The sequence below is a fragment of the Azospirillum canadense genome (assembly GCF_025961225.1).
Lineage (GTDB): Bacteria > Pseudomonadota > Alphaproteobacteria > Azospirillales > Azospirillaceae > Azospirillum > Azospirillum canadense.
On the sequence record NZ_JAOQNG010000001.1, the window covers coordinates 794,671 to 817,435 of the forward strand.

Below are 22,765 nucleotides of genomic sequence, written 5' to 3' on the forward strand. Positions count from 1 at the left end.
AATTATGAAGATCGTTAACTCGCTGAAGTCGATGAAGACGCGCCACAAGGCCTGCCGCGTGATCCGCCGCAAGGGCCGCGTCTACGTCATCAACAAGCAGAACCCGCGCTTCAAGGCCCGCCAGGGCTGACACCGGCGGCCGGGTCCGCCCGGCCGACGAGCACAGGTGTGATGCACGCGACGCCGCGCCGTTCCCCAGGGACGGCGCGGCGTCGCGTTTCTGCATTCATGATTCGCGCGCGAAAGGCGAACCGGCTATAAGTCCGGACATTTCCACGTGTCTGGACAGTTCCGGAGGCAGCCAATGACGCGAAGTCTGGATCTCGGTTGCGGCCCGCACCCGAAGAACCCCTTCTCGGCGGACGAGCTGTTCGGCATCGACGTGATGCAGCACGCGTCGCCGAACATCCGGACGGCTGATCTGGCGGTCGAGGCGATTCCCTTCGACAGCGACTCCTTCGACTATGTGACCGCCTTCGACGTCATTGAGCACATTCCGCGCGTCGTCTACCTGCCGGCGCGGCGGAACAGCTTCATCGCGCTGATGGACGAGATCCACCGGGTCCTCAAGGTCGGCGGGCTGTTCTTCGCCCAGACGCCGGCCTATCCCCACGCGGAGGCCTTCCAGGATCCCACCCACGTCAACATCATCACCGAGAACACCTTCCCCCTCTATTTCGACGACCGGCACCGCTGGGCCTCGTCCTACGGGTTCAAGGGGGCGTTCAAGGTGCTGTCCCAGGAATGGCGGGATTTCCACCTGCTCACCACCCTCCAGAAGGTGCCGGCTCCGGCCTGACAGGGGGGAACCTCGGGGCCAACGCGCCGCGCAAGCGGGGGCTGGCCGCGCCGCGTAAGCGGGGGCTGGCAATGTTCGGTGATCCGGTGTTAGCTGTGGGGTGGAACGCCGCGGGAACAATCCGGGCGACGGAACATGGGGGAGGAGGCCGGCCATGCGAATGCCCGAGCCCGATGCCGGCGTCATCGCGCGCCGGCGCGAGATCGTGTCCGCGTTGCGCGCCATCGTGCCCGGCGAGGGCGTGATCGTCGACGAGAGCGAGCTGCGCGCCTACGAGTGCGACGGGCTGACCGCCTATCGCCAGCTCCCCATGGTCGTCGTCCTGCCCAGCACGACCGAGCAGGTGAGCCAAGTGCTGCGGACCTGCAAGGAAATGGGCGTGAAGGTCGTGCCGCGCGGGGCCGGCACCTCGCTGTCCGGCGGTGCCTTGCCGCTGGCCGACGGCGTCCTGCTCGGCATGGGCAAGTTCAACCGCATCCTCGACCTCGACTTCGCGAATCGCTGCGCCGTGGTCCAGCCGGGGGTGACCAACCTCGGCATCTCCAACGTGGTGGCGCACGAGGGCTTCTATTACGCGCCCGACCCCTCCAGCCAGATCGCCTGCACCATCGGCGGCAACATCGCGGAGAATTCCGGCGGCGTGCACTGCCTGAAATACGGGCTGACCACCAACAACGTGCTGGGGCTGGAGATGGTGCTGATGGACGGCACCATCCTGCGGCTGGGCGGCCGGCACCTCGACGCCGGCGGCTACGACCTGATGGGGATCATCACCGGCTCCGAAGGGCTGTTGGGCGTGGTGACGGAAGTCACCGTGCGCATCCTGAAGAAGCCGGCCACCGCCCGCGCCGTGCTGATCGGCTTCCCGACCAGCGAACAGGGCGGCGACTGCGTGGCCGCGATCATCGCCGCGGGCATCATCCCCGGCGGCATGGAGATGATGGACCGGCCGGCGATCCACGCGGCGGAGGATTTCGTCCACGCCGGCTATCCGCTGGACGTCGAGGCGCTGCTGATCGTCGAACTGGACGGCCCGCCGGCCGAGGTGGACCACCTGATCGGGGAGGTGGAACGGATCGCCCATTCCAAGGGCTGCTGCTACTCCCGCGTCTCGAATTCCGAGGAGGAGCGGCTGGCCTTCTGGGCCGGGCGCAAGGCGGCCTTCCCGGCGGTCGGGCGCATCAGCCCCGACTATTACTGCATGGACGGCACGATCCCGCGCAAGGCGCTGCCCCTGGTGCTCCAGCGCATGAACGAGATGTCGGAGAAGCACGGGCTGCGCGTCGCCAACGTCTTCCACGCCGGCGACGGCAACCTGCACCCGCTGATCCTCTACGACGCCAACAAGCCCGGCGAGCTGGAGAAGGCGGAGGAGTTCGGCAACGACATCCTGCGCCTGTGCGTGGAGGTCGGCGGTGTGCTGACCGGCGAGCACGGCGTCGGGGTGGAGAAGCGCGACCTGATGAATGACCAGTTCGCGCCCGTCGACCTGGAGCAGCAGCAGCGCTTGAAATGCGCCTTCGACCCCGAAGGGCTGTTGAACCCCGGCAAGGTCTTCCCGACGCTGCACCGCTGCGCCGAGCTGGGCCGCCTGCACGTTCACAAGGGGGAACTGCGCTTCCCCGACATTCCGCGTTTCTGAGGGGCCGCGCATGACCGTGACCACCTTCAAGCCCGAAACGGCCGAGCAGGCCGCCGAGGCCGTGCGCTGGGCCCTGTCCGAAGGGGAGCCGCTGGACGTCGCCGGCACCGGCTCCAAGCGCGGCCTGGGGCGCCCGATGCAGACCGCCTACACGCTCGACCTCTCCGGCCTCAACGGCGTCGTGGCGTACGAGCCGGAGGAGCTGGTGCTGACCGCCCGCGCCGGCACGCCGATGGCGGTGATCCTGCCCATGCTGGCGGAAAAGCGGCAGCAGCTGGCCTTCGAGCCTCAGGACACGGGACCGCTGTTCGGCCGGCCGGCGGGGCAGGGAACGCTCGGCGGCGTGCTCGCCTGCGGGCTGGCGGGGCCGCGCCGCCTCTCCGCCGGCTCGGCGCGCGACCACGCGCTGGGCATGGAGGGAGTGAACGGCCGCGGCGAGATCTACAAGGCCGGCGGCAAGGTCGTGAAGAACGTCACCGGCTATGACGTGCCCAAGCTGATGGCCGGCTCCTTCGGCACCTTGACAGCGCTGACCGAGGTGACCGTGAAGGTGCTGCCCGCGCCGGAGGACACTCGCACGCTGCTCCTGGCCGGCCGCGACGATGCCGCCGCCCTGGACGCGCTGACCCGCGCCATGCAGAGCCCCCACGAGGTGTCGGGCGCCGCCCACCTGCCGGCGGACGTCGCCGCGCGTTCAGGCGTGCGCGGGGTGGCCGGGGTTGGCGGTGCTGCGACCCTGGTGCGGCTGGAAGGCTTCGGCCCGTCGGTCGCCGCGCGCGTCGCCGCCCTGAAGGAGGAGTTGGGGGCGGACGCCGTGCTGGACCGGGAGGAGTCGCTGGCGGTGTGGGGGGAGATTCGGGACGTCGCGTTCTTTTGCCCCCACCCTAACCCTCCCCCGCTGGGCGGGGGAGGGGACTTGGGCAATGCGGCGGCAGCTCCCTCTCCCGCGCAAGCGGGGGAGGGTTGGGGAGGGGGCAACGACGCCTCTCTCCTCTGGAAACTCTCCGTCCCACCCTCAGACGGTGCCCGAATCGCCGCCGCCATCCGCGACCGCTTGGACGCCGACCTTTACTTCGACTGGGCCGGCGGCCTGCTCTGGGTGGCGACGCCGTCCGCCGACTCCGCGCCGGCGATCCGCGGCCTGCTGAACGGCTCCGGCCACGCCACGCTGCTGCGGGCGCCGGACGACCTGCGCGCGTCGGTCGACGTGTTCCAGCCCTTGCCGGAGTCGCTGATGGCGCTGACCCGGCGCGTCAAGGACGGCTTCGACCCGCGTGGCATTCTCAGCCCCAGCCGCATGTACGCAGGCGTGTGAGGGACATCCATGCAGACGAACTTCACCCTGGCCCAGCTCGCCGACGCCGACTATCGGGACTCCGAGTCGATCCTGCGCAAATGCGTGCATTGCGGCTTCTGCACGGCGACCTGCCCGACCTACGTCCTGCTCGGCGACGAGCTGGACAGCCCGCGCGGCCGCATCTACCAGATCAAGGACATGCTGGAGAAGGGCGGGCCGCCGACCGACCAGCAGGTCAAGCATGTGGACCGCTGCCTGTCCTGCCTGTCCTGCATGACCACCTGCCCGTCGGGCGTGCATTACATGCACCTCGTCGACCACGCCCGCGCCCACATCGAAACGACCCATGCCCGCCACCCCGCCGACCGCGCGATCCGCGAGCTGCTGGCCCGCCTGCTGCCGAACCCGCGGCTGTTCCGGCTGGCGCTGCTCGGCGCCTGGGCGGGCAAGCCCTTCGGCCGGCTGATGCCGGGCCGGCTGCAAGCGTTGCTGAAGCTGGCGCCCAAGTCCGTGCCGGGGCCGAGCTACAGCGACCGGCCGGGCGTCCACCCGGCGGAGGGGCCGCGCACAAAGCGCGTCGCCATGCTGATCGGCTGCGCCCAGCAGGTGCTGGCCCCGCAGATCAACGAGGCGACGATCCGTCTGTTGAACCGTCACGGCATCGAAGTCGTGGTGTCCAAGGGGGCGGACTGCTGCGGTGCGCTCACCCACCATATGGGCAAGACGGACCTCGGCCACGCCTCGGCCAAGAAGACCATCGACGCCTGGATCGGCGAGATGGACAAGAACGGTCTCGACGCCATCATCATCAACGCGTCCGGCTGCGGCACCGCCGTAAAGGACTACGGCCACGTCTTCCGCGAGGACCGGGAGTATGCGGAGAAGGCGCAGCGCGTCGCCGCCATCGCCCGCGACGTGACGGAGTTCCTGGCGGAGATCGGCCTGACCGAGCCGGTGGTGGAGACGGGGCAGGCCATCGCCTACCACTCCGCCTGCTCCATGCAGCACGGCCAGCGCATCAAGGAACCGCCGCGCAACCTGCTGCGCGCCGCCGGCTTCCACATCCGCGAGGTGCCGGAAGGGCACATTTGCTGCGGCTCCGCCGGCACCTACAACATGCTCCAGCCGGAGATCGCGGTGCAGCTGCGCGACCGCAAGGTCCGCAACATCGAGGCCACGAAGGCCGACGCCATCGCCGCCGGCAACCTGGGCTGCATCACCCAGATCGGGACGGGCACGGATCTCCCCATCGTCCACACCGTGGAGCTTCTGGACTGGGCGACCGGCGGCCCGATGCCCGACGCGCTGAAGGGCAACCCCGCCTTCACCGCGGCGCGCCCGCCCGCCGGAACGGTGCGGGCGGCGGAGTAGCGCGTTGCGGTCCACAGATGAACACAGACAGACACAGATGTTTATGAAGGCTCCTCTGTGTCTCTCTGTGTCCGTCTGTGGACAAAAATCACACCCTGGGACGGTTTGATTCTCCGCCCGGAACCGCTACGGTGACGTTGATGGAACAACGGGGCACCCAGTGAGCAGCGGTTACAAGGACGACGAGGTCTACCCCACCGGCGATTACGGCATCCTGCGCCGGCTGTCGGCCTGGGGCGTGCACGCCTTCACGGCGAGCGGCGTGGTGCTGGGGCTGCTGGCCCTTCTCGCCGCCGTCGATGGTGACGCGAGGCTGTGCCTGGGCTGGCTCGGGCTGGCGCTGGTGGTGGACGGGGTGGACGGCACGCTGGCCCGCCGCGCTTCGGTGAAGGAGGTGCTGCCGGGCATCGACGGCTCGGTACTGGACCTCGTCATCGACTACCTGACCTACGTGGTCGTGCCGGCGGTGCTGATGTACCGGTTCGGGCTGTTCCCGACCGGGCTCGGCGTGCCGCTCGCCGCCTGGATCCTGATGACGTCGCTCTACTGCTTCTCCAACACCGGGATGAAGAGCGGCGATAACTATTTCGTCGGCTTCCCGGCGATCTGGAACGTGGTGGCGCTCTATCTCTGGACCCTGGCGCTCAACCCCTGGATCAACACCGCCGTGGTGGTGGTGCTGGGCCTGCTGACCTTCACGACGGTGAAGTTCCTGCACCCCTTCCGCGTCCGCCGCTGGATGCGCGTGAACCTGCTGGTCAGCACGGCGTGGCTGGCGTCCAGCGCCGCGCTGGTGGCGCTCCACCCGGCCCGGCCGGACGCGGTGTGGGTGATCTGGCTGGCCAGCAGCGCCTATTACGCCGCGGTCTGCGCGTGGCGGACCCTGCGCGGGCCGGTGGACGCGTAAGGGTGGCACCCTTACGGCTTTTCGGCTTCCTTGATGTCCTGCTTGGCGTCGCGGGCCTTCTGCTGGATGGCCTCGCCGGCGTTTTGAAGCATTTGGCCGGCCTTGGCGGTGGCGTCCTTGGCCGCCTCCCCGGCGCGGTCGGCGGTCTGGTCCACCGCGCGCCCGATCTCCTGCCCGGTCTTCTCCGCCGACTGGTCGTCGCATCCCGCCACCAGCGGCATCGTCAGCAACGAGAGGGCCAGCGCGGCCGTGCGGATCGTGGGGGTGCGAATCGCGTGACGTCGAGCCATGAAACCTGTCTCCGAACGTTTCCGATGGGAAAGCAACGTTCGGGAGCGGACATTGTGCCCGTGGCCCCCCTCTCCCAGCAGGGTTGGGAGAGGGGGAAAGCGCTCAGAACTGATCCTCGCTCAGCGCCATCACCGTCCGATGGGCGGTCAGGATCGGCAGCAGCAGGCCCGGACCCTGGGCCAGGATCTGCTCGGCGTAGAAGCGGGCGGTGACCAGCTTGGCTTCCAGGAAGGGCGCGTTGGCACCCGGCTGGCGCAGGGCCTCCAGGGCCTTGGCGGCCGATTTCGCCAGCATCCAGCCGCCGGCGACCGTGCCCCACAACTTCAGGTAATTGGCCGCACCCGCGGCGGCGGCGCGCAGGTCGCCGTCGGCCTGGGTCTTCACCACCCAGGTCACCGCCTGCTCCAGCGAGTCGAGGCCGGCGGCGAGGTTGGTGCGGATCGCCTCCATGTCGTCGCCGGGGACGCTCTCCAACTCCGCTACCGTGGCGCGCATCTCCGCGATGAAGCTGCGGGCCGACTCGCCGCCGTCACGGCCGGTCTTGCGGAAGGTCAGGTCGTTGGCGTGGATGCCGTTGGTGCCCTCGTAGATCGGGGTGATGCGGGCGTCGCGGTAATGCTGGGCCGCCCCCGTCTCCTCGATGAAGCCCATGCCGCCGTGGATCTGCACGCCGGTGGAGGCGACGTCACAGCCGATGTCGGTGCTCCAGGCCTTCACGATGGGCGTCAGGATGTCCACGCGGGCCGTGGCGGCGGCGCGGACCGCGGCGTCCTCGTGGTGGCGGGACACGTCCAGCTGCGTGCCGGCGTAGAGCGCCAGGGCGCGGGACGCCTCCGTCTTGGCGCGCATGTCCAGCAGCATCCGGCGCACGTCCGGGTGGCGGATGATGGCGGCCGGGGCCCCCTTGGGCTCCGCCAGATCCTTGCTCTGCACGCGGGTCTTGGCGTAGTCGCGGGCCTGCTGGTAGGCGCGCTCGGCGATCGCCACGCCCTGGATGCCGACGCCCAGGCGGGCGTTGTTCATCATGGTGAACATGTACTCGATGCCGCGGTTCTCCTGGCCGACCAGGAAGCCGACGGCGCCGCCGTTGTCGCCGAAGGCCATCACCGCGGTGGGGCTCGCCATGATGCCCAGCTTGTGCTCCAGGCTGGCGCAGCGCAGGTCGTTGCGCTCGCCCGGCGTCCCGTCGGCCTTGGGCAGGAACTTCGGCACGATGAACAGGCTGATGCCCTTGATGCCCGGAGGGGCGTCGGGCAGGCGCGCCAGGACCAGATGGACGATGTTCTCCGTCAGGTCATGCTCGCCGTAGGTGATGAAGATCTTTTGGCCGGTGATGCGGTAGGTGCCGTCATCCGCGCGCACCGCCCGGGTCCGCACCGCGGCAAGGTCGGAGCCCGCCTGCGGCTCCGTCAGGTTCATGGTGCCGTTCCACTCGCCGGCGATCATCTTCGGCAGGTAGAGCGCCTTCTGCTCCGCGCTGGCGTGCTCGGTCAGCAGGTCGACGGCGCCTTGCGTCAGCAGCGGGCACAGGCCGAAGGACAGGTTGGCGGCCTGCCACATCTCGTTCACCGCGAAGGCCACCGTCCAGGGCAGCCCCTGGCCGCCGTACTCCGGCTCGAAGGGCAGGCTGTTCCAGCCGCTCTCGGTGAACTGAGAATAGGCCTCCTTCCAGCCGGTCGGCGTGCGGACGACGCCGTTCTCCAGCCGGGAGCCTTCCTTGTCGCCGACGCGGTTCAGCGGGGCCAGCACGCCGGACGCGAATTTGCCGGCTTCCTCCAGCACGGCGTCCACCAAGTCGGGGGCGGCCGATTCGCAGTTCGGCAAGGCTGCGATCGTGTCGAGGCCGACGACCTCGTTCAGGACGAAACGCAGGTCGTCGACCGGAGCGGTGTAGGGGATCATGGACGGTGCGGCCTCCCAAAGCCCATTGGTGCAGAACCCATTTGTGCCGCCCCATTCATGCAGCAATGGCGCGCGGCAATGGCTTACGTTGACGTCACCATACCGTACCGAATGGTGCAATGCGAGAGGGGCTTTTGCGGGCCGCCTCAGACGGCTGGGTTGCGGTGCGGACAGCGCGGCTGGGACGCAGGGAACGGGGCCGAACTTGGCATCCCGGTTGCAATGGTTGGGCAGCACCGCACACAGGGGGTTCCCCATGACCATCACCACCGCCTTCGCCCGCCAGGCCGAAGCCGCCACCCAAGTGGCGAAACAAGCCGCGGGACAGGCCGCGAAAACCCCTCGTGGCCCGGCCAACGTGGAAGCAGCGGTGCGCAACGCCAGCGCCAAGACGGGGGTCGATTTTTCCTACCTCATGGAAAAAGCTGCCGTGGAGAGCGGGTTCCGCACGGACGTGAAGTCCTCCTCCTCCTCCGCGACGGGGCTCTACCAGTTCATCGACAGCACCTGGCTGACGACGGTGCGCGACCACGGCGCCGATCATGGGCTCGGCAAATACGCCAACGCTATCCAGACGCGCGGCGATGGGCGCCCCTACGTCAGCGATCCGGCCCTGAAGCAGGAGATCCTGGACCTGCGCAAGGACCCCAACGTGTCGGCCCTGATGGCGGCGGAGTTCACGCGCGACAACAAGGAGTATCTGGAGGAGCAGGTCCAGGGGAAAATTGGCTCGACCGAGCTGTACATGGCCCATTTCCTGGGCGCTGGCGGGGCGGCGAAGTTCCTGAACGCCATGAAGGACGACCCCAACCGCGCCGCGAAGGAGCTGTTCCCCGACGCCGCCTCCGCCAACAAGGCCGTGTTCACCGACAAGGAGACCGGCAAGGCCAAGTCGCTGAAGGACATCTACGACCGCTTCGCCTCGAAGTTCGCGGAGACGCCCTATTCCGACTTCGCCCCGGCGCAGACCGCCATGGACCGCGTGAGCCGGCAGGACATGCCGGACGGCTTCACCACCCAGGTGCCGACGCTCCCGCAAAAGGCGCTGAACGGCACGCCCCTGTCGATCTACCACGTGCTGGCGCTGAACGCGCTGGAGACGCCGGACGAGGTGGACAGCATCAGCGGCCGGCCGGCCAACGACCGCAACAAGAGCCACCACGACAAGGACCACAAGCGCGTCCGCGACGAGCCGGTGCGCACCGAGCAGACCGACCAGACCGGCCTGGGCCTCGGGCTCGGCCTGTCGAAGGCGGTTGGGCAGGGGACCGCCGCGGCGGCTTGATAACGGCTCTGGGGTGGTCGGGTCAGGGCCGCAGGCGGGCGCAGGCGTCGTCGGCGATGTCCTCGAACACGCTCCGGTCGCCGGGCAGCAGCGCGTCGGCGGTCATCCGGCGCTGCACCTCGAAGCGCAAGCCGGCCCCGCGCGCTTCCATGGCGGATCCCCAGAAGGCCACCGTGGCGATCGGGTGGAGGTCGAAGCGTTCGCCGGGCGCCCGCAGCCGCACCTCGCGCAGCACGTTCGACAGGTCGAAGTCGATGACGGCCCGCCGCCCGTCCGGGGAGGTCAGGCGGATCCAGGCGTGGAAGGGGAAGGCCTCCGCCTCCTCCCGCTCCTGCGCCGGATCGGGCACGCGCACATCGGCGCGCGCCGCCGGATAGCCGACCCAGCGCGGTCGTCCGCCGGGGCGACCCGCCCGGAAGGCCACCCGCCCCAAAGCCACCTCCGCCCGCCCGAGGCCGAGCGCCTCCAGGGCCATGGCCCCTGCGAAGGCGAAATACTGGCAGCCGCCCAGCCCGTGGACCTGGACCAACTCTCGGTGCAGCGGATGGGCGGTGACCGCCGCGTGCAGGGCGTGGCGGATGCGCTCCCGCTCCGGCGGCAGCGCGCCGGGCAGCGGTGAGGCGAGCACCGGGACGGCGGCTTCCGCCTCCCCCAGCATCAGGCGCATCCACGCCGACATCGCCAGCAGCATCGCGTGCTCCTTTCCGCGGCCCTCTCCCTGACCTGAACACGGTCTTTCCAGGAAGGTTGCGCGCGGGAAGGGCACGGCAATGGTCTGGGCGCGCCCTCTTACGGCAGCATCTTGCCGGGGTTCAGCAGGCCGTGCGGGTCGAGCGCCGCTTTCATCGTGCGCAGCAGGTCGAATTCGACCGGGCTCTTGATCGCCGGCATGTCGTCCTTCTTGAAGCGGCCGACGCCGTGCTCCGCGGAGATGGAACCGTCGAGCGTCAGGATCACCTCGTTCACCACGTGGGTGATCTCCTCCCAGCGGTCGAGGTAGGCGGCGGTGTCGGCGCCTTTGGGCTGGCTGAGGTTGAAGTGGATGTTGCCGTCGCCGACATGGCCGAAGGGGGTCGGGCGGATGCCCGGGCAGGCGGCCTCCACCGCGGCCTCCGCCGTCTCGATGAACTCGGCGACGCGGGAGACGGGGACGGAGACGTCGTTCTTGATGGAGCCGCCCTCGAACTTCTGCGCCTCCACGATGGCCTCGCGGATGAACCACAACTGGTTGGCCTGGGTCTCCGACTGGGCCAGCGTGGCGTCTGTGGCCAGCCCCGCCTCGAAGGCCTCGCCCAGCGCCGCCTCGATGCCCTCCCGGAAGGCGTCGGACTGGGTGCCGGCGGTCAGTTCGGTCAGCACGTACCAGGGCGACGGCTCCGACAGCGGGTCGATGGTGCCGGCGACGTGCTTGAGCGCGAACTCCAGGCAGCGGCGCGACATCAGCTCGAAGGCCGCCACGGCGTCGCCCGACGCCTCGCGCAGGCGGGCCAGCAGCTCGATGGCCGCGGCGGGGGAGGGCACGGCGACGAAGGCCGTCTCCGCCTGGCGCGGGCGCGGGTAGAGCTTCAGCACCGCGGCGGTGACAATGCCCAGCGTGCCCTCCGCCCCGATGAACAGATGCTTCAGGTCGTAGCCGGTGTTGTTCTTGCGCAAGGACCGCAGGCCGTTCCAGACGCGCCCGTCGGCCAGCACCACCTCCAGCCCCAGCACGAGGTCGCGCATGTTGCCGTAGCGCAGCACGTTGATGCCGCCGGCGTTGGTGGAGATCAGGCCGCCGACCTGGCAGGTACCCTCGGCCCCCAGGCTCATGGGCAGCAGCCGGTCCTTGTCCTTGGCGGCCTCCTGCGCGGTCTTCAGCACGACGCCGGCCTCAGCCGTCATGGTGTAGTTCAGCGGGTCGATGGCGCGGATCCTGTTCATCCGCGACAGGCTGAGGACGATCTCCCGCCCCTCCTCGTAAGGAATGGAGCCGCCGACGAGGCTGGTGTTGCCGCCCTGCGGGACGATGGGGATGCCGGCGTCGGCGCAAATCTTCACGACCGCCGCGACTTCCTCCGTGCTGGCCGGCCGGACCACCGCCGGGCTGTTGCCCTTGAAGCGCCCGCGCCATTCCGAAAGGTAGGGGGCCATGTCCGCCGGTTCGGTGAGAAGCCCGTTCGGGCCGACGATGGCGCGGATCTGGTCGAGGGCGGAAGCGACGGAGGCGGCAGTCATGGGGCGGGGAATCCGAGGCTGTTGGGCAACAGTGCTGCGAACTGATAGCGCCGAACGCAACGATTTTCCAGCCGGACGGCGGCGTGGGAAACCAGCCATGCGGCGTCCCGGCCGGAAGTTGCATTAAAATTATTTCACTCCCATCCGGGGATGCGTCTCCCTCATCTTCACACTTCGGTTGATCGCGTTGATCGACAATGACTCCAAGCACCGTGGGGCTCGGCATGAAGGCAATCGGGTGGGTTCTGCTGTCACTCGTCGCGTCGTCTCCGGCACTGGCCGAGTCCATCAACGCGCCTGCCTTGAGAAGCGGGGACACGTGGGTCTACCGTGACACGACCGAGGTGGGGCCGGGCGGTTGGAGCCAGACCCGCGACCAGGTGGCCATCGTCCGCGTCACCGGGTCGAGCATCTACTACACGACCCGACAGGACGGGTCGTCGCATCCGCCCCAGGAAAAGGTCGCGACGATCGACTGGGGCCGGGTGCGGAGCGTCAACGGTAAGGAAACCGTGGTGAACCGGCCGTTGTCCTTCCCGATGTCGGTCGGACGTGGCAGATCGACTATTCGGAAGAGCATACGAACAAAGCCCACCGGCGCCAGGATTGGAAAAGCACCTTCAAGGTCATCGGGTACGAGGACGTCATCGTGCCGGCGGGCACGTTTCACGCACTGAAGATCGAAGCGGAAGGGACCTGGGTGGCTGAACTGGAGCCGACCCAGGGCGTCGTGCAGGGAGTGCAGCGCGACCAGGGGTCCGTGACGATGATCACCAAGGCCCAGAACACCCGGGCGACGACAGCCACCGGGCGGACCTACAAAGCGTTCTGGTACGTGCCGGACGTCAAGCGCTGGGTGAAGTCGGTCGAGGAATACTACGGCGACAACGGCGTGCGGAACGAGCGCTACACCAACGAGCTGGAATCCTTCAAGCCCGCGACGTGATCCCCGGGCCGCGTCCCGATCCGCGGGATGGTCACCCCCGCGGCGCCGCCGCCCGCCGCAGGCGGTCGTTGATGGCGACGCCCAGCCCCTCGTCCGGGATCGGCATCACGGCGATGGCGCGGGCGCCCTCCTGGTCGAGCGACCGCAGGTGGGCGAACAGGTTGGCCGCCGCCTCGTCCAGGTCGCCTTGCGGGCTCAGATTCAGGCGGGTCTTGCCGCCGCGGATGAAGCGGTCGGGACCGAAGGTCAGGAAGGCCTCGTCGTCCGCAGCGCTCGTGGCGTTCAGGCGCACGGCGGCGTTGGGGGCGTAGTGGCTTTCCAGCTGGCCGGGCGACTTGGGCGCGTCCTCGCCGGCGGCGTGGCCTTCGAAGACCGCAATCGGGCCGATCAGCCGCTCGATCTCCTCGCGCAGGACGGCGCCGGGGCGCAGCAGGACCGGGGTCGCCCCGGTCAGGTCGAGCACGGTGGACTCCAGCCCGACGGGGCACTTGCCGCCAGCCACGACCATACTCACCCGGTCGCCCAGGCTTTCGATGACGTGCTGCGGCGTGGTCGGGCTGACGGCGCCGGAGCGGTTGGCGCTGGGGGCGGCAATGGGCTTGCCCGACGCTTTCAGCACCGCCTGCCCGACCGGGTGGCTGGGCGCCCGCACCGCCACGCTGTCCAGCCCGGCCGACACCAGCAGCGACAGCCCGGAGTCCGGCCGGCGCGGCAGGACCAGGGTCAGCGGGCCGGGCCAGAACTGGTGCGCCAGTTCCACCGCGCGCTCGTCGAAGACGGCGATGGCCTCGCCGGCCTCCAGGTCGGGAACATGGACGATCAGCGGGTTGAACTGCGGCCGGCCCTTGGCGGCGTAGATCGACGCGACCGCCCGGTCGTTGGTGGCGTCGGCGCCCAGGCCGTAGACCGTCTCGGTCGGGAAGGCGACGAGGTCGCCGCGGCTCAGCGCCTCGCCGGCGCGGGCAAGGCCCGCCGGGTTGGTCGGGATGATCTCGGGATGCTTGTCGGTCACGGGATGCTTTGTAATGGGTCCGCCGGTGAAGTCAATTCGCGCGGTTGCGCTGGCTCTGTCCAAGCCTTATGACGGGTATGCGCGATAAACAACCAAATGATGGGTGTGGGCATGGCGGGCAAGGTCTTCACCGTGGCGCAGCAGAAGGGCGGGGCCGGCAAGACCACCCTGGTCGCCCATCTGGCGATCGCCTGGATGCAGCTCGGCCGGTCCGTTGCCACGGTGGACATCGACCCCCAGGGCAGCCTGACCCGCTGGCACGAGGTGCGGAATGAGGCCACGGGCGGGCAGCCCGGCTTCACCCACGTGCAGATCACCGGCTGGCGCACCCAGACGGAGGTGGAGAAGCTGGCGCGCGGCCACGACGTGGTGCTGATCGACAGCCCGCCGCACGCCCAGACGGAGGCGCGCATCGCCGTGCGCGCCGCCAGCCTGGTCATCGCGCCCGTCCAGCCAAGCCCCATGGACCTGTGGGCGGTGCAGCCGACGCTCGACCTCGCCGGGCAGGAGAAGCGCCGCCTTCTGCTGGTGCTGAACCGCGTGCCGCCACGCGCCCGCATCGCGGACGAGCTGATCGCCCGCGTGCGCGACCTCGTCGATCCGCCGGCGGTGGACATCGCGGAGGCGCAGATCGGCAACCGCACCGCCTACGCCGGCACGCTGCTGACCGGCCTGTCGGTGACGGAGGCCGCGCGCAAGACGCAAGCCGCCGCGGAAATGCAGGCGCTGGCCGAGGAGATCCTCGGCCGCGCGGCGTAAGCAGGGCGAAGCAGCGTCAGCTGAACCAGATCTGGAACATCAGCCGGTCGCGGTCGGTCGGCGGCATGGCCCGGTGATAGCAGGACGTGTCCTCCAGGAAGCCGGTGCCGGCCGGTCCCTCCACCACCATCAGCCGGTCGTGGCCGAAGCGGGCCAGCACCTCCTCCTCCTGGGCGTTGGCGGAACCCAGCAGCATCCGGATCGACTTGCCGCGGTGCGACCCGCGGAGCAGGGCGTGCGCGCCGGCTCCGGCGGTGACGTCCGTCAAATAAAAGGACGCGGAGCAGAAGTGGAAGTCGTGCACGTCGTAGTGCCAGTCGATGGTCTGGCCCAGGCGCCGCCGCTCCTCGTCCGTCGCGTCGGTGACGAAGCTCCAGAACAGGCGGGGGATGGTCTTGGTGGGTGCGTAGCCCAGGAAGTCGGTCACCGCGGCCAGCAGGGCCGGGTCGCGGCAGACGCGGCGGATGGCCGCGCAGTCCAACGGCTGCGGCGCCATGGCCAGCACCACCGGGGTGCCGTCCGCCAGCCGTCCGTCGCGCACGTCCGCCCGCCAGAACATCCGGTCGTCGCCGCGCGTCCCGATTGGCGTGGTTTCGGCGAAGTCCAGGATGTCCCGCACGGTGTCCTCCGGCAAATCGAAGCCGAAGGCGATGGAGTCCCGGCGCAGCGCGTTCCGGACCTCGGGCGTCCGGACCAGCGGGAACAGCGTCGCCGGCAGGGTCATGTTCAGCGGCGGCGGCCAAGTGGCGTGGCGCGCCCTGGGCACGATGCGCCGCAATGCGCTGTAGCTTCGACGAACCGTTTCAAATCGACCGAGGGCATAATGCAGCTCACCGGCGGCGAGGCGCCGGGCAATATTGGCGACATTCATGGCGGTGCGTCCTTCGTCGAGGCGATCGGTGCGCGTCGTTTGAGGATCGAACAGCCAAACTTTATGATTATTTGTGCGTACCGGGAACAAATCTAACGTCGTACGCCGACGCGAAGGGGGAATAGCTCCGCTTGAGGGAGTCTTTCGGGGGAGGGCACGCGCGGGACGCCAGGTGCGAAATGGGCCAGCGTCCCGCGGCGGATGTTACAGAGCCTTCAGCGCCTTCAGCACCGCGTCGACATGGCCGGTGACCTTCACCTTGCGCCAGACGTTGCGGACGACGCCGTCCTTGTCGATCAGGAAGGTGGCGCGCTCCAGCCCCATGTACTTGCGGCCGTACATGCTCTTCTCCACCCAGACGCCGTAGGCCTCGGCGACCTTCGTCTCCTTGTCGGAGGCGAGGATGAAGGGCAGCTCGTACTTGGCCTTGAACTTGTCGTGGCTGGCGACGCTGTCCTTGGACACGCCGATCACCACGGCCTCGGCCCCGCGGAAGTTCGGGAACTGGTCGCGGAAGCCGCAAGCCTCCGACGTGCAGCCCGACGTGTCGTCCTTCGGGTAGAAGTACAGGATCACCGGCGTGCCCTTCAGCGCTGACAGCGTGACGCTGCCGCCGCCGTCCGTCGGCATGGTGAAGTCGGGGGCCTGCGTGCCCGCCTCGATGGCGGCGGGAGCCGGGGCGGTGCTTTGGTCGGTCATGGCAGTCTGGCTTCTTCGTTGGTCTCTGGGGGAGGCAGCCTCGACGCCGGCTCCTCGACCAGGGCCACGAAATGGGCATGGGCGCGGGCGGCGATGCCCCGGATTCTGGCGTCCAGCGCGGCGAAGTCAACCGCCGGATCCTCGCCGGGCGACGGAGCCGGGAAGGCGGCGCGCGACAGGCCTTCCAGCAGGGTCGGCGACACCTGCCCGGGCTCCAGCGTGTCCTCCGTGGTCAGGCGCAGGAAGCCCTGCACCCGCCGCCACAGCATCAGGGTGGACACCAGTTCCGCCCCCACCTCCGGCGCCAGCAGCCCGGCGGCGGTCGCGTTCTCCAGCGCCGTTGCCGTGCCGATGGACAGGATCCCCGGATGGTCGTGGCCGTGGCGGAGCTGCAGGTACTGCGCGGTGAACTCGATGTCGATCAGGCCGCCGCGCGCGTATTTCAGGTTCCAGGGGTTGTCGGTGCCGAACTCCTTGTCGATGCGGCGGCGCATGTCGGCCACGTCCCACAGCACTTTGTCCGGGTCGCGCGGCCGGGTCAGCACGGCGCGGATCGCCGCCTCCACCTTGGCGGCGAGTTGCAAATCACCGCCGATCACGCGGGCGCGGGTCAGGGCCATGTGCTCCCACGTCCAGGCGTCCTTGGATTGGTAGCCGGTGAAGGCCTCCAGCGAGGTGGCGAGCGGCCCGGCATTGCCCGACGGGCGCAGTCGCATGTCCACCTCGTAGAGCCGCCCGTCGGCCATCGGGGCGGTGATGGCGTTGGTCAGGCGCTGCGTCAGCTTGATGTAATACTCGTTGGGGGCCAGCGGCTTGGCGCCGTCGGACATCCGCGCTTCGGGCGGTGCCTCATACACCACGATCAGGTCGATGTCGGAGGTGATGGTCAGCTGCCGGCTGCCCAGCTTGCCCATCGCCACCACCACCCAGGCGCCGCCCGGGACATGGCCGTGGCGGGCGGCGAACTCCTCCTCCACGCGCCGCGCCAGCTCCGGCACCACGACGTCGGCGAGGTCGGCCAGGAAGGGGCCGCAGCGGTCGCCGTCGGTGATGCCGCGCAGGATATGGGCCCCGGCGCGGAAGCGCTGGTCGTTGGTCCAGCGCCGCGACAAGGTCAGCGCGTCCTCGAAGTCGCGGGCGCCGGCCAGCACGCGCCGGTACTCCGCCTCCAGCCCGGCGCGGTCGGGCAGCGGGTCGAAGAAGTCGGGGGAGATGACCGCGTCGAGCAGCGACGGGTTGCGCGACAGCGTCTCCGCCAGTCGGGGCGCGGTGCCCATGATCTCCGCCACCAGGGCCAGCAGCCAGGGGTTGGCGATGAACAGGGAGAACAGACCGACGCCCGCCGGCAGCCGGCCGAGGAAGCCGTCGAACTTCACCAGCGCCTCGTCCGGGGCGGGCGTCTTGGCGAGGTCGTTGAGGATGGTCGGCACCAGCTCGGTCAGCAGCTCCCGCGCGCGGCCGGAGCGGGTGGAGCGATAGCGGCCGCGGTGCCAGGTGGACACCACGGAAATCACCCGGCTGGGATCGCGGTAGCCCATGCCACGCAGGGTCTCCACCGTGCCGGGGTCGTCGTCGGTGCCGGTGAAGACGAGGTTGCCGGGGCCGGACAGCGACGGCGCCTCCTCGAACAGCTCGGCGTAGCGGTCCTCCACGCGGCCGAGACGGGACAGAAGGTCCGCACGGAACTCCTCCGCATCACCGTAGCCGAGGAAGGTCGCCAGATGCGTCACACCGGCGTCGTCGGCCGGGATCTGGTGGGTCTGCCGGTCGTCGATCATTTGGATGCGGTGCTCGACCCGGCGCAGGAAGCGGTAGGCCTCCTCCAACTCCTCCACCGCCACCGAGGGCACGCGGCCAACGGCGCACAGCGCCTTGTTGGCCAGCAGGGTGGGGGCGATGCGCACGCGCGTGTCGCGCCCGCCGAAGATCAGCTGCTGGGTCTGGGCGAAGAACTCGATCTCGCGGATGCCGCCGCGCCCCACCTTGATGTCGTGGCCGTTGACCGTCACTTCTCGGTGGCCCTTGTGGGCGTTGATCTGACGCTTGATGGAATGGATGTCCTGAATGGCCGCGAAATCGAGGTTTCTCCGCCACACGAACGGTTCCAGGATTCGCTGGAACTGGCGGCCGGCCTCCGGGTCTCCGGCGATGGGACGGGCCTTGATCATGGCCGCGCGTTCCCAGTTCTGGCCGACGCTGCCGTAATAAATTTCGGCCGCCGAGACGGACACCGCGAGCGGCGTGGCCCCGGGATCGGGACGCAGCCGCAGATCTGTACGGAAGACGTAGCCGTCCCTGGTCCGTTCATCCATAATGCGGACAAGATCGCGCGCGATACGAATGAACGTGCGGGCGAGGTTGTCCGGCTGGGGCGTTTGAACGACGGCATCGTCGTACAGGACGATCAGGTCGATATCGCTGGAATAGTTGAGCTCGCGCGCACCAAGTTTACCCATGGCAAGCACGATCAGCCCCGACCCGATCCACGGCCGCTGCGGCTCCGGCAGCGTCAGCGTGCCGGCCTCCGCCGCGCGGCGCAGCAGGTGGTTCGCCGCCATGCGCACCGACGTCTCCGCGATGTCGGACAGGGCGCCCGTGACCTGCTCCAGCGTCCATGTGTCGGTGATGTCCGCCAGCGCGATCAGCAGCGCCGCGCGCCGCTTGGCGATGCGCAGCGTGGTCATCAGCCGGTCGGTGTTGCGCTCCTCCGCGCTGTCCGCCTCGACGGTCCGCAGCAGGTCGGCGAAGGCGGCGTCAAACCCGTCCGTCAACGCCCGGCGCAGGAAGGGCAGCTCCCGCGTCAGGCTCTGGCCCAGATACGGGCTGTTGCCGCAGACCGCGTCGATCAGCGCCCGCCCATCGGCACTGTCGGCGTACGCCTCCGCCCAGGCGCGCACCTCCTCGTCCGCGGCGCCGGCCGCCTCCTGGCGCCAGCGCTCCTGGCCGCGTTCGGCCAGGGCGGGATCGAAGGGTTTCGGGGGCGTGGTGGTCGGCATGATGTCCGCTTCTTTTTCTGCACAAGAACTGGGCAGAAGGGTGCGCGGTCACGCGGTTCCGGTCAACCCGCGTGATTGGCCTTCGTCGCTTGTGGGACACCGCCGGTGATTCGACGCACGGCACAGATCCTGGCCTGGACGACGGCGGGCACGGTTGCCGTTGTGGGGGTGGCCGGCGGCCTGTTCGCCTGGCGGCTGTCGCAGGGACCGATCGCGCTCGCCCCGCTGATGCCCTATGTCGAACGCGCGCTCAGCGACCCGCAGGGGCGCTACACGGTGGCGGTGGGCGACCTCGTCCTCTCCTGGGTGAACGAGGAGGGCGGCGGTGGGCTGACCCGGCTCGACCTGCGTGCGCTGCGCGTGCGCGCGGTCAACGCCGACGGGGCGGAGCTGGCGGCCGTGCCGGAGTTGGGCGTCGGCTTTTCGGTGCAGGCGCTGTTCCTCGGCAAGCTGTCGCCGACGCGGCTCGACGTGGTGCACCCGCGCCTGTCCATCCTACGGCGCGCCGACGGCAACCTGGACTTCGACGTCCGCGCCAACCCAAAACCCGGCGAGCCAGACAAGTCCGACGCGGAGGACGGTCCCGACTTCGCGGGGGAGCTGCTGGCGACACTGCTGCAACCGCCGACCATGGATCGGCCGCTGGGGCTGCTGCGGCAGCTGACCATCATCGGCGCCGACCTGTCGGTGGAAAACCGCATGCTGGGCCTGTCCTGGCACGCCAGCCGCGCCGACATCGTGCTGACCCGCAATGGTCGGGAGATCGTCGGCGGCGCGCGCATCGCCCTGGACCTCGCGGGCACCAGCGCGGCGGTGGAGGCCTCCGGTACCTACCGCATGCGGGACGCGGTGACGGAGGGGGCGATCCGCTTCGAAGGGATCGCGCCGACGTCGCTCGCCCGGATCGGCCCGGCCCTGGCGCCGCTCTCCGCGGTGTCCGTGCCGCTGGGCGGGCGTGTGGACGCCACGCTGGACAGCCGGTTCGAGCCGGTGCGCGTCGGCTTCGACCTGCACGGCGGGGCCGGCGAGGTGGCGCTGCCCGCCCTGCGGCCCGACCCCGTCCGGGTGGACCGGGTGCAGGCGCGCGGGTCGCTGGACGTGCCGGGCCGGCGCGCCGTGCTGGACCAGTTGACGCTGGCGCTTGACGACCTGACGCTGACCGGCCGCGGTTCGCTGGTGGAGCAGGGGGAGCGCCGCAGCGCCGACGCCCATCTGGAACTGGTCCGGGACGGCCACACCGCCGTGTTGGACCTCGACGGCACGCAGCGGATCGGGCAGGGCGCGGAGGTCGCGGCGCGGCTGTCGGGCCTGGAGCCCGCGCGCTTCGCCGACCTCGCCCCGGCGCTGGCCCCGCTGGCCGCCGCGCAGGTCCCGCTGTCCGGGACGGCTAGCGCCGTGATGGACGGGGCGTGGCGGCCGCGCGCCGGCCGCGCCGACCTGAGCGCCGGCCCTGGTCGCGTCGAGTTGCCCAGCCGCTTCCCGGAACCGGTGACGGTCACCTCCGCGTCGCTGTCCGCCGTGGCGGACCTCGAAGAGGGGCGCGTGGACCTGGAACGGATGACGCTGGACCTCGGCGGGCCGACGGTGGAGGGCGCCGGCTGGGCGACCCTGCCGAAGGAAAATGAGCCCGGCGGAAATTTGGGCGGCGATGCCGTCGTGGAGGTCGCGGTCACCGCGCGCGAGGTGCCGGTGGACGAGCTGCGCCGCCTGTGGCCGCTGGGCGTCGGCAAGAACGCGCGGGAATGGGTGACCAAGAACCTGTCGCACGGCGTCGTGCGGGAGGCGACGGCAACGGCCGGCCTGTCCGGCCCGCTCGACCGGTCGCGGCCCATCCAAGGCACCCACTTCGACGCGACGATCCGCGGCGAGGACATCACGGTCGACTATTTCCACCCGCTGCCCGTGGTGACCAACGCCGGGGTGGAGGCGACGACCGACGGCAAGACCTTCGCCATCCGCACCAGGGGTGGCCGCATCGACGACGTGCAGCTGGGCGACGGCAGCGTCCTCATCTCCGGTCTCGACGTTGGCAAGGAGTTCATGGAGGTGCAGGTGCCCCTGCGCGGGCCGGTGCGCACCATCCTGACCGTGATCGACAGCCCGCCGCTGGGCTATCCCAGCCGCCTCGACCTCGACCCGAAGCGGACGCAGGGCATGGCGGACGCGCAGCTGCACATCCGTTTCCCGCTGCTGGTCGACCTGAAGGTGGAGGACCTGAACCTTGAGGTCGGGGCCAAGCTGCGCGGCGTCGGCATCGAGAAGGTGGCCGCCGGCCTGACCGCGACCGACGGCGATCTGTCGCTGGCGCTGGATATGAAGTCCATGGGGGTGAAGGGCACCACCAAGCTGGACGGCATCCCCGTCGCCATCGACTGGAAGGAACAGTTCAGCTCCACCGCCAAGGGCCCGCGCACCCGCATCACGGTAAAGGGCGACGTGGACGCCAACGACCTGCGCAGCCACGGCATCGACCTAGCCGAACATGTCGAGGGGCCGATGGGCGCCGACGTCCTGTTCACCGTCGACCAGAAGCACAAGCTGGCCCTGTCCGCCGGCCTAAACCTGGAAAAGACCCGCCTGCGCATCGACGAGCTGGGCTGGGAGAAGAAGCCCGGCGTCCCCGGCACCGGCAAGCTGGCGCTGGAGTTCCAGAAGGACCGCGTGACGCGCGTCACCGGCCTCACCGTCGACGCCGGCGGCCTGCGCGCGCAGGCGGTGGTGGAGCTGGCGCCGCAGAACATGGCGGTGTCCAAGGTGCAGGTCAGCCAGCTGTCGGTCGGGCAGACCGACCTGAAAGCCGACGTGACCGTGCGGCCGGCCCGGGATGGCGAGAAGCTGGGCTACGCCGGGACCATCACGGGCCAGAGCCTAGACGCCCGCGCCCTGATGGGCCGCAACAGCGGTCCGGACAGGAAGCCCGATCCGCCCGACGGCAAGGCGACCCCGCTGGATTTCAACATTCGCCTGAACCGCGTCGTGTTCGGCGACGGGCGTTTCCTGTCGGAGGTGGCCGGGCGCATGACGCGCGACGGGCGGTCGTGGACGGCGCTGGACCTGAACGCGCGGATGGGCGGCGACGGGGTGGCGTCGGTGCGCTACCTGCCGAACCCGAAGGGCTTCTACGACGTCGCCGTCAGCACCAACAACATGGGCGACGCGCTGCGCGGGCTCGACCTCAACGACCGCATGCAGGGCGGCGCCCTCACCCTCACCGGCCACACGGTGGAGCCGCGCGCCGACGCCGCCATCGAAGGCTCGCTGGAGCTGAAGGAATACACGCTGGTCGACCTGCCGGTGCTGGCGCGCATGCTGAACGCCATCTCCCCGTCGGGCTTCGCGGAGCTGATGGGCGGCGGCAAGGGCATCCACTTCGGCCGGCTGGCCGGCGACTACCGCAAGGAAGGACGCCTGCTGACCCTTAAAGACCTGCGCACGTCCGGCTCGGCGCTCGGCCTGACTCTGCAAGGCGACGTCGACATCGACACCAGCACGGCCAATTTGAAGGGCACCATCGTGCCGCTCTACGGCCTGAACCGCCTGATCGGCCAAATCCCGCTGCTGGGCGACGCGCTGAGCGGTGGCGAGGGCCAGGGCATCTTCAGCGCCACCTGGCGCGTCCAGGGACCGCTGGGCAACCCCGACGTTTCGGTCAACCCGCTCGCCGTCCTGGCGCCGGGCTTCCTGCGGAATTTGTTCTTCCTGGGGGATGGGAAAGCGGCGCCGGACAAGACGCCGCCGCCGGAATCGCACGCGAAGTAGGGGACGTTTTTCCCC

19 protein-coding genes are annotated in these 22,765 nt (G+C 69.7%); 11 read left to right on the forward strand and 8 right to left on the reverse strand.

The features are described 5' to 3' along the window. The first annotated feature begins 4 nt into the window (after positions 1 to 4). The 6 genes from ykgO (at position 5) to pcsA (ending at position 6,016) form a co-directional block, all read left to right on the forward strand. Positions 5 to 130, forward strand: coding sequence for a type B 50S ribosomal protein L36 (gene ykgO, locus M2351_RS03790; protein ID WP_012973122.1), 126 nt, complete (start codon positions 5 to 7; stop codon positions 128 to 130). Positions 131 to 304: 174 nt separating this feature from the next. Further along, complete coding sequence (locus M2351_RS03795) at positions 305 to 799, forward strand: methyltransferase domain-containing protein (protein WP_264654815.1); 495 nt, start codon at positions 305 to 307, stop codon at positions 797 to 799. 154 nt (positions 800 to 953) lie between these two features. Continuing rightward, a complete protein-coding gene (locus M2351_RS03800; RefSeq protein ID WP_264654816.1) occupies positions 954 to 2,441 on the forward strand; it encodes an FAD-linked oxidase C-terminal domain-containing protein in 1,488 nt (495 codons plus the stop codon). A 10-nt stretch (positions 2,442 to 2,451) separates the two neighbouring features. Further along, positions 2,452 to 3,756, forward strand: coding sequence for an FAD-binding protein (locus M2351_RS03805; protein WP_264654817.1), 1,305 nt, complete (start codon positions 2,452 to 2,454; stop codon positions 3,754 to 3,756). Between the two features lie 9 nt (positions 3,757 to 3,765). Next, complete coding sequence (gene glcF, locus M2351_RS03810; RefSeq protein WP_264654818.1) at positions 3,766 to 5,109, forward strand: glycolate oxidase subunit GlcF; 1,344 nt, start codon at positions 3,766 to 3,768, stop codon at positions 5,107 to 5,109. 160 nt (positions 5,110 to 5,269) lie between these two features. Further along, the gene (gene pcsA / locus M2351_RS03815; RefSeq protein ID WP_264654819.1) at positions 5,270 to 6,016 is read left to right on the forward strand and encodes a phosphatidylcholine synthase; all 747 of its coding nucleotides are present in this window, start codon (positions 5,270 to 5,272) and stop codon (positions 6,014 to 6,016) included. Between the two features lie 11 nt (positions 6,017 to 6,027). On the opposite strand, the gene M2351_RS03820 is transcribed toward pcsA, so the two are convergent. After that, on the reverse strand, positions 6,028 to 6,306 hold the full coding sequence (locus M2351_RS03820) for a hypothetical protein (RefSeq protein WP_264654820.1): 279 nt from the start codon (positions 6,304 to 6,306) through the stop codon (positions 6,028 to 6,030). A 103-nt stretch (positions 6,307 to 6,409) separates the two neighbouring features. Next, positions 6,410 to 8,209, reverse strand: a complete 1,800-nt coding sequence (locus tag M2351_RS03825; protein ID WP_264654821.1) for an acyl-CoA dehydrogenase — start codon at positions 8,207 to 8,209, stop codon at positions 6,410 to 6,412. 256 nt (positions 8,210 to 8,465) lie between these two features. On the opposite strand from M2351_RS03825, the gene M2351_RS03830 reads away from it, so the two are divergent. After that, positions 8,466 to 9,494 (forward strand): transglycosylase SLT domain-containing protein, encoded by a 1,029-nt coding sequence (locus tag M2351_RS03830; RefSeq protein WP_264654822.1) that lies wholly within the window; start codon positions 8,466 to 8,468, stop codon positions 9,492 to 9,494. A gap of 22 nt (positions 9,495 to 9,516) precedes the next feature. Here the strand turns inward: M2351_RS03830 and M2351_RS03835 are convergent, their stop codons facing one another. Both M2351_RS03835 and M2351_RS03840 read right to left on the reverse strand, forming a co-directional pair. Beyond that, positions 9,517 to 10,185: a hypothetical protein gene (locus M2351_RS03835; protein ID WP_264654823.1), complete on the reverse strand. Its 669-nt coding sequence runs from the start codon at positions 10,183 to 10,185 to the stop codon at positions 9,517 to 9,519. 98 nt (positions 10,186 to 10,283) lie between these two features. Beyond that, positions 10,284 to 11,708, reverse strand: a complete 1,425-nt coding sequence (locus M2351_RS03840; RefSeq protein ID WP_264654824.1) for an FAD-binding oxidoreductase — start codon at positions 11,706 to 11,708, stop codon at positions 10,284 to 10,286. Between the two features lie 700 nt (positions 11,709 to 12,408). Between M2351_RS03840 and M2351_RS03845 the strand changes: the two genes are divergently transcribed. Continuing rightward, positions 12,409 to 12,654, forward strand: coding sequence for a hypothetical protein (locus M2351_RS03845; protein ID WP_264654825.1), 246 nt, complete (start codon positions 12,409 to 12,411; stop codon positions 12,652 to 12,654). A 31-nt stretch (positions 12,655 to 12,685) separates the two neighbouring features. Here the strand turns inward: M2351_RS03845 and M2351_RS03850 are convergent, their stop codons facing one another. Further along, the gene (locus M2351_RS03850; protein ID WP_264654826.1) at positions 12,686 to 13,666 is read right to left on the reverse strand and encodes an L-threonylcarbamoyladenylate synthase; all 981 of its coding nucleotides are present in this window, start codon (positions 13,664 to 13,666) and stop codon (positions 12,686 to 12,688) included. Between the two features lie 111 nt (positions 13,667 to 13,777). Between M2351_RS03850 and parA the strand changes: the two genes are divergently transcribed. After that, the gene (parA, locus tag M2351_RS03855) at positions 13,778 to 14,425 is read left to right on the forward strand and encodes a ParA family partition ATPase (RefSeq protein ID WP_264656833.1); all 648 of its coding nucleotides are present in this window, start codon (positions 13,778 to 13,780) and stop codon (positions 14,423 to 14,425) included. 16 nt (positions 14,426 to 14,441) lie between these two features. Here parA and M2351_RS03860 read toward each other — a convergent pair whose 3' ends face one another. Beyond that, complete coding sequence (locus M2351_RS03860) at positions 14,442 to 15,203, reverse strand: phytanoyl-CoA dioxygenase family protein (RefSeq protein WP_264654827.1); 762 nt, start codon at positions 15,201 to 15,203, stop codon at positions 14,442 to 14,444. Positions 15,204 to 15,248: 45 nt separating this feature from the next. Here M2351_RS03860 and M2351_RS03865 point away from each other — a divergent pair, with 45 nt between their 5' ends. Then, positions 15,249 to 15,392, forward strand: coding sequence for a hypothetical protein (locus M2351_RS03865; RefSeq protein ID WP_264654828.1), 144 nt, complete (start codon positions 15,249 to 15,251; stop codon positions 15,390 to 15,392). Positions 15,393 to 15,500: 108 nt separating this feature from the next. Here M2351_RS03865 and bcp read toward each other — a convergent pair whose 3' ends face one another. Next, positions 15,501 to 15,995, reverse strand: a complete 495-nt coding sequence (gene bcp / locus M2351_RS03870; protein WP_264654829.1) for a thioredoxin-dependent thiol peroxidase — start codon at positions 15,993 to 15,995, stop codon at positions 15,501 to 15,503. Then, on the reverse strand, positions 15,992 to 18,991 hold the full coding sequence (locus M2351_RS03875; RefSeq protein ID WP_264654830.1) for a bifunctional [glutamine synthetase] adenylyltransferase/[glutamine synthetase]-adenylyl-L-tyrosine phosphorylase: 3,000 nt from the start codon (positions 18,989 to 18,991) through the stop codon (positions 15,992 to 15,994). Before M2351_RS03875 ends, bcp begins: the two co-directional genes overlap by 4 nt. Before the next feature lie 105 nt (positions 18,992 to 19,096). Between M2351_RS03875 and M2351_RS03880 the strand changes: the two genes are divergently transcribed. Further along, positions 19,097 to 22,750 (forward strand): DUF3971 domain-containing protein, encoded by a 3,654-nt coding sequence (locus M2351_RS03880; protein WP_264654831.1) that lies wholly within the window; start codon positions 19,097 to 19,099, stop codon positions 22,748 to 22,750. Positions 22,751 to 22,765 lie beyond the last annotated feature (15 nt).